Origin of the sequence: Mesorhizobium sp. M4A.F.Ca.ET.050.02.1.1, from assembly GCF_003997725.1 — a bacterium.
Lineage (GTDB): Bacteria > Pseudomonadota > Alphaproteobacteria > Rhizobiales > Rhizobiaceae > Mesorhizobium.
The window spans coordinates 20,756-27,023 of record NZ_RZSG01000018.1 but is presented as its reverse complement, the minus strand read 5'-3'; the positions used below and the strand labels follow the sequence as shown (position 1 = coordinate 27,023).

The window sequence follows — 6,268 nt, the reverse complement described above, 5'->3', positions numbered from 1 at the left end:
CAGCGTCAAATTGGGCAGCGGCCGCGGAATCTGGAAGGTGCGGCCGAGGCCACGTCCGATGCGGCGGTGCGCGGCCTCGCCCGATACCAGGGTCCCGTTGAGACGGATCTCGCCGCTGGTTGGCAGGATGCTGCCGGCCAGAAGGTCGAACATCGTCGTCTTTCCGGCGCCGTTCGGACCGATTAGTCCGAGGATTTCGCCCGACCCTACCTCGAACGACACGTCGTTGACCGCGACAAGACCACCGAAGCGCCTGACGAGGTTGCTCGCTGTCAGAACCGGCGCACGGGTCTCCGGCCCATGCTGTGTCGCCGTCTCGATCATCAGTCCCTCTGGCCGCAGCGATCGTTGTCGCTTTCTGAATTTTGATATGTGATCACACTTGCTTTGATCACGGTATTCGGCTTTAATTTTATCCGCAAGCCGAAAACGGCCAAGCCCTTGTCAAAAGAGAAGCCGGCCAAAAACGGGCCAGGATCGGGAACGCCATGCAGAAGGCTACCGCCGAGCGGAAGAACGATGCGATCGGCGCCCAGCTTGCGCCTGTCGGCCGAGAGACCGTTCAGGACCGGGTCTATTCAGAGCTGCGCCGCGCTCTGATTGGCGGCCTGTTCGAGCCAAGCCAGATGCTGACCATCCGCGGCCTTGCCGACGCGCTGGTGACCTCGACCATGCCGGTGCGCGAGGCGCTCGGACGACTGATCACCGAAAAGGCCCTGGAAGCGCTGCCCAACCGCTCGGTGCGCGTGCCGCCGATCACGCTGGAACGCATCGACGATCTTTTGCGCGCTCGCATCCTGATCGAGGGCGAAGCGATTGCACTGGCCGTGACCCGCATGGGCCCGCGCCAGATCGCCACCATCGAGACCATTCTGGGCGAATGGGACGAAATGCGCGCGCTCAAGCACAAGAAGGATGTCGATCGCGAAGTGACGCTGAACCAGAGCTTTCATTTCGAAATCTACCGGTCCTGCGGCTCGGCGGTGCTGATCCCGATGATCGAGAGCCTGTGGCTGCAATCTGGCCCCTGCATCCGCGTCGCCATCTACGCCTTTTCGGAAGCCGGCGAGGTCGACACAGCCCAGTATCACCGCCGTATCGTCACGGCGCTGGCCACGCAGGACGCTCAGGCAGCGCGCGAAGCGCTTGTCGCCGATATCAGCCGGCCGTTCACCTTCCTGCGCCACAAGCTGCAATCGGCAGCGAAAGACCAGACATGACTTCCATCAGGATCACCGAGCCGCGCTCGAAGCTTTCCGTGACGGCGCTGTTGCTGCCCGAGAAAGCGCCGGAAAACGTTGCTTTCCTGGGTGCCTATCTCGGTAGGCCGCGGATCATCCCCGGCATCCATGCGATGTGGACCGGGCCTGAAATCTCCTGTCCGGTTCCCGCTGCCGATCTTGCGGGCCAGGCCTATGCTCAGCCTCTGCCAGCAGAAAACGCGACGCTGACGCCGCAGCCTGGCGACATCGTGCTGTCCTACGTGCCGCGGCGCGTCTGGGGCGGCAACCCCAATGCCATCTTCGACATCGGCCTGTTCTACGGGCCAGGCGCGCGGCTTCTGTTCCCGATCGGCTGGCTCGCCGGCAGCGTGGTGGCGCAGGTGGTTGCCGAGGAGCGCGATCAGTTCGCCACTGCCTGCGCCGTCATCCGCCGCAACGGCGCCTCCGACATCTCCTTCAGCCTGGTGGAGGCCTCAAATGGCTGACGACAGTTTCGAGCTCTTCGATCTTCGCGTAGAGGCGGTCATCCCCGAAGGCAAGCCGATCTATTGCGGCGCCAAGGCGGGCGACTATTTCGACCTAAAGGGCGAGATGTTGTCGTTGCCGGCCGGGCAGGGCTTTTCGATCTATTCGCTAGCCGCCGTGCTGCCGCTGCTGGCGGCCAAGCAGCGGCCGACGCACGCCAATGACTGGATGACGTCGGACGCCGAGATCGCCTGTCCCGATCCGAACTGCGCCAGCCGGCTCAGGATCGTCAGGGTGGCCAAGCGGCGGTTCAGCCATGCCGAAACGACGGCGGTGCCGCTGCCGGGGAAGACGGAGCACAAATGACTGCCAGGACTTTCGAACTCGCCACCGGCTACACCATCTCGCGCGTCATCCGCGGCGGCTGGCAACTGGCCGGCGGTCATGGCGCGATAGACCGCGAGCAGGCGGTGGCCGACCTGATCGCCACTCTTGACGCCGGTATCTTCACCTATGACTGCGCCGACATCTACACCGGCGTCGAGGAGCTGTTCGGCGCCGCGCGGCTGCGGCTCGCCAACGAGCGCGGCCTTGATGCCGCCGCCAGGATGAAGGTGCACACCAAGCTGGTGCCCGACCTCGAACGGCTGGCCGGCATCAGCCGCGACTATATCAGGAGCATCGTCGACCAGTCGCTGCGCAGGCTGAAGACCGAGCGCATCGATCTCGTGCAGTTCCACTGGTGGGATTATGCGCAGCCTCGCTATGTCGAGGCCATGGCCTGGCTCGACGAGCTGCGCCGCGAGGGCAAGGTGCGCAACCTCGGCACCACCAATTTCGACACGCCGCGGCTCGCCGAGATCCTCGCGGCAGGCATTCCGCTGGTCAGTCAGCAACTACAATATTCGGTGCTCGACCAGCGGCCGGCGGACAGGCTTGCGGCCCTTGCCGCCAGGAACGGCGTCGGCTTCCTCTGCTACGGTTCCGTAGCTGGCGGCTTCCTCAGCGATCGATGGCTTGGCGCTGCCGAACCGGCGACGCCGCTCGAAAACCGATCGCTGGTCAAATACAAGCTTATCATCGACGACTTTGGCGGTTGGGACCTGTTCCAGCAATTGCTGCGGGCATTGAAGACGGCCGGCGATCGCCACGGCGTCGACATCGCCACGATCGCCAGCGCCTGGGTGCTGGAACAGCCGCAGGTCGCGGCCGTCATCGTCGGCGCCCGCAACCAGGCGCATGCGCTTGCCAATGCGGCAATCATGGACGTGCAACTGAGCCCCGACGACAAGGCGACGATCGGCGCCGTGATCGCGCAAAGCCCCGGCCTCGAAGGTGACGTCTACACGCTGGAGCGCGACCGCCATGGCCGCCACGGCTCGATCATGCACTACAATTTGAACGCGGGTCGGATGTGAGCGCCATGAGCCAGCAGGCCTCGCTGTTTTCCCGCGCCAGCACCGAGATCGTCGATCTGCATCGCTTCTTCGTCGACTGGTTCGTCGCCGCGCGTGCCGACACCGTCGACTTCGGTCGCTTCGAAGCCGTCATGGGCGAAGGCTTGACCATGATCGCGCCGAGCGGCGCGATCCTCGGTCGCGATGTGGTCGTCGACCATGTCAGACAAAGCCGCGCCACCTTCGATGACGGCTTTGCCATCTCGATCGAGGACATCCGGCCCGGCTGGCAAACCGACGACACGATCGTCGTCCTCTATGTCGAGGCGCAGCTGCGCGGCGGCAAGCGCAGCCGCCGCCAGTCGAGCGCCGTCTTCACCACCAGTTCATCGGCGCCAAACGGCGTCGAATGGCGACATCTGCATGAGACCTGGTTGCAGGTGCCGGAACGCTGAACAGGCTCAAGACATCAGACCACAATCGAGTAACTCAAGGGGAACAACAATGAGAAACACGATACTGAAATTTACCGCCGCGCTCGCTCTCGTCACGTTGGCAGGTGCGGCTCAAGCCGCCGATTGCAAGATCACCGTCGGCCTCGTCATGGAGTTGACAGGCCCCGCCGGCGAATACGGCCAGGCCGGCGCCAAGTCGGTCGAGATGGCCTTCCGCGACATCAATGCCGCGGGTGGGGTACGCGGCTGCGACCTTGCGACCGACACGCGCGACAGCCAGAGCCAAGGCAATGTCGCGGTCGATGCCGCGACCCAGCTCGTCCAGGTCAAGAAGGTGCCTGTGATCATCGGCGGCATTATCTCCTCGGTGTCGATCCCGATCCTCACCTCGGTCACCGCGCCAGCCAAGATCGTCCAGGTCTCACCCGCTTCCTCGTCGCCGACGCTGACCGCGCTCGGCCGCGACGGCAAGACCAACGGCATCTTCTTCCGCACCATCACCTCGGATGCGCTGCAGGGCGTGGCCGCCGCCAAATACGCCATCGACAAGGGCTTCAAGAAGCTCTCGGTCATCCATGTCAACAACGACTTCGGCGTCAACATGGTGGCCGAGTTCTCGCGCGCCTATAAGGCGCTCGGCGGCACTATCGTCTCTGACACGCCCTACAACGAGAAGCAGTCGAGCTATGCGTCGGAAGTCACGGCGGCGATGGCCGGCGAACCGGACGGGCTCTATCTCGTCAGCACGCCGGTCGACGGCGCCACCGTCGCCCGCACCTGGATCTCGCAGGGCGGGGTGCAGAAGTTCCTGCTCAACGACGGCATGAACAGTCCCGATTTCATCGATTCCGTCGGCGCCGACTATCTCAAGGACGCCTACGGCACCTCCTCCGGCACCAGCCCGACCGCGTCGACCGATTATTTCAACAAGAACTACAAGGAATTCTCAGGCATCGAGCCATCGAACCCGGCCGCCGATCGTTCCTACGACGCCGGCGCCATTGTCGGGCTTGCCATCGCCATCGCCGGCTCCGACGACCCGGCCAAGATCAAGGACGCCATGTACAAGGCGGTCGATCCGGCCGGCACGCCGATCTATGCCGGCAAGGACGAATTCGCCAAAGCGCTCGGCCTGATCAAGGACGGCAAGCCGATCCGCTACGAAGGCGTCATCGGTCCGGTTTCTTTCGACAAATATGGCGACATTACCGGTCCGTTCCGCTTGTGGAAGATCGTCGACGGCAATGTGACGACCGACGGCGAGATGACGACGGATGATGTCAATGCGCTGCAGGCGAAGTTGCAGTAAAGGTCATTCGCTTGGCGCCGAGCGCAATTGAGATCGGCGCCAAGCGAGATAGCTTTGTAAGGATACAGATGCGTCGAGCGTTCAGCGGGGGACGACGCTGTGCGGCCGTGGTGCATGTGCCGGTGAGGGCTGCACATTGACCAGGCCCGCCGGGGCGTGTCGTGCGTCACCGGACTTTGCTGGTTCAGGCGCGGCGGCGGCAGCGCACAATGCGCCCTGGCCAAGGCTCGATTCAGGCGGCGACCGCCAGCGGCAAACATTCACATGGGATAAGGCGGCGACGGTTCCTCCGCCAAAAGCGCGGTGTTGAGCCGGCGTCTCATCGCACCGCAAGCAAGGAGACGCGAAGGGCGAGCAGGCGGTCACATTACTCATGCGTCAGTTCAACTCGATACGTTCTCCCGTTGCCGCCGAGCGTTTTACCGCATCGACCACCCTCAAGGTTTTGAGCCCCTCACGCCCGCTGACAAGCGGCGGTTCGTCTCCGCGGATCACCTTGCAGAATTGTCTGATCTGCAGAACAAGTGGGTCCTCGTCGTCGACCTCGATACGCGTTTGGTCAAAGGGTTCCCACCAACTCCGTTTACCAGGATTGCGCCAGACCTCGAGCGACGGAACAGCCAGCGATCCGTGCGTCCCTCCGATCATGTAACAGGATTGCTCGGTCTTGGGGTAAGCCGGATTCTCTCCGGTTGTCATCTCCCAGCTCCACGGTGCGACCACCGCGTCCGAGACTGTCGCAGTTCCCAACACTCCGTTCTTGAACTCAATCAGGATCACAGCCGTTTCCTCAACTGCGTTGCCGCGCACCGCGTTGGACTCGCGTGCCTGAACCGCAGCCACATCGCCGAAAAGGTAGCGCAGATTGTCGACATCGTGGATGAGATTGAGGAAAACCGGCCCCGCGCCGCGCTCACGACGCCACGAGATGTCGAAGTAGTCGTCGGGTTTGAATAGCCAGAACATCGCATTGACAACAAGAACGCGACCAAGCTTTCCGCTTTCGATGATTTCCTTTGCCTTCTGCATCATCGGATTGTGTCGGCGGTGATGACCGGTCAAAAGAGGAACACCTTTTGCCTCAGCCGCTGCGATCAGCTTTTCCCCGGATGCAATGTCATCGGCGATTGGCTTCTCGATGAGTGCAGGAATGCCGGCTTCAACGGCTTCCAACCCGTTCTGGACGTGAGCCGGGTTTGGCGTAGCCACGATGATCCCATCAGGTCGGTCTGCGGCAATCATGTCCGCGAAGCCTGGAAACCACTTCACGCCGGCTTCCTTGGCAATGGTCTCGCCAACCGGCGTGGGATCGACCACGGCGCTGAGTTGCGCCGAGGGCTCGGCCAGGACGTGCTGAATATGGCGCTTGCCGATGAGGCCTGCCCCAACGACGGCCAGCTTGACCCGTTGGGTCATGGT

Annotated in this window: 8 protein-coding genes; 6 read left to right on the top strand and 2 right to left on the bottom strand. The window is 63.1% G+C overall.

The genetic code is table 11. From position 1 onward, the window contains the following. Positions 1 to 324: ATP-binding cassette domain-containing protein (locus tag EOA33_RS03095; RefSeq protein WP_127404921.1), on the bottom strand; the 324-nt coding region annotated here is incomplete at its 3' end. A 164-nt stretch (positions 325 to 488) separates the two neighbouring features. Between EOA33_RS03095 and EOA33_RS03090 the strand changes: the two genes are divergently transcribed. The 6 genes from EOA33_RS03090 to EOA33_RS03065 are packed head-to-tail and all read left to right on the top strand — an operon-like array spanning position 489 to position 4,849. After that, positions 489 to 1,220: a GntR family transcriptional regulator gene (locus EOA33_RS03090; protein ID WP_127404920.1), complete on the top strand. Its 732-nt coding sequence runs from the start codon at positions 489 to 491 to the stop codon at positions 1,218 to 1,220. Continuing rightward, positions 1,217 to 1,708, top strand: coding sequence for a DUF3830 family protein (locus EOA33_RS03085; protein ID WP_126056270.1), 492 nt, complete (start codon positions 1,217 to 1,219; stop codon positions 1,706 to 1,708). The genes EOA33_RS03090 and EOA33_RS03085 overlap by 4 nt, the downstream gene beginning before the upstream one ends. Further along, positions 1,701 to 2,054, top strand: a complete 354-nt coding sequence (locus EOA33_RS03080) for a TIGR04076 family protein (RefSeq protein ID WP_126056269.1) — start codon at positions 1,701 to 1,703, stop codon at positions 2,052 to 2,054. Before EOA33_RS03085 ends, EOA33_RS03080 begins: the two co-directional genes overlap by 8 nt. After that, the gene (locus EOA33_RS03075) at positions 2,051 to 3,106 is read left to right on the top strand and encodes an aldo/keto reductase (protein ID WP_126056268.1); all 1,056 of its coding nucleotides are present in this window, start codon (positions 2,051 to 2,053) and stop codon (positions 3,104 to 3,106) included. The genes EOA33_RS03080 and EOA33_RS03075 overlap by 4 nt, the downstream gene beginning before the upstream one ends. A gap of 5 nt (positions 3,107 to 3,111) precedes the next feature. Then, the gene (locus EOA33_RS03070; protein ID WP_127404919.1) at positions 3,112 to 3,540 is read left to right on the top strand and encodes a hypothetical protein; all 429 of its coding nucleotides are present in this window, start codon (positions 3,112 to 3,114) and stop codon (positions 3,538 to 3,540) included. A gap of 49 nt (positions 3,541 to 3,589) precedes the next feature. Further along, entirely contained in the window at positions 3,590 to 4,849 is a 1,260-nt protein-coding gene (locus EOA33_RS03065; RefSeq protein WP_127404918.1) for an ABC transporter substrate-binding protein, read from the top strand. A 378-nt stretch (positions 4,850 to 5,227) separates the two neighbouring features. Here EOA33_RS03065 and EOA33_RS03060 read toward each other — a convergent pair whose 3' ends face one another. Continuing rightward, entirely contained in the window at positions 5,228 to 6,265 is a 1,038-nt protein-coding gene (locus EOA33_RS03060) for a Gfo/Idh/MocA family oxidoreductase (RefSeq protein ID WP_127404917.1), read from the bottom strand. Between the last annotated feature and the right edge of the window lie 3 nt (positions 6,266 to 6,268).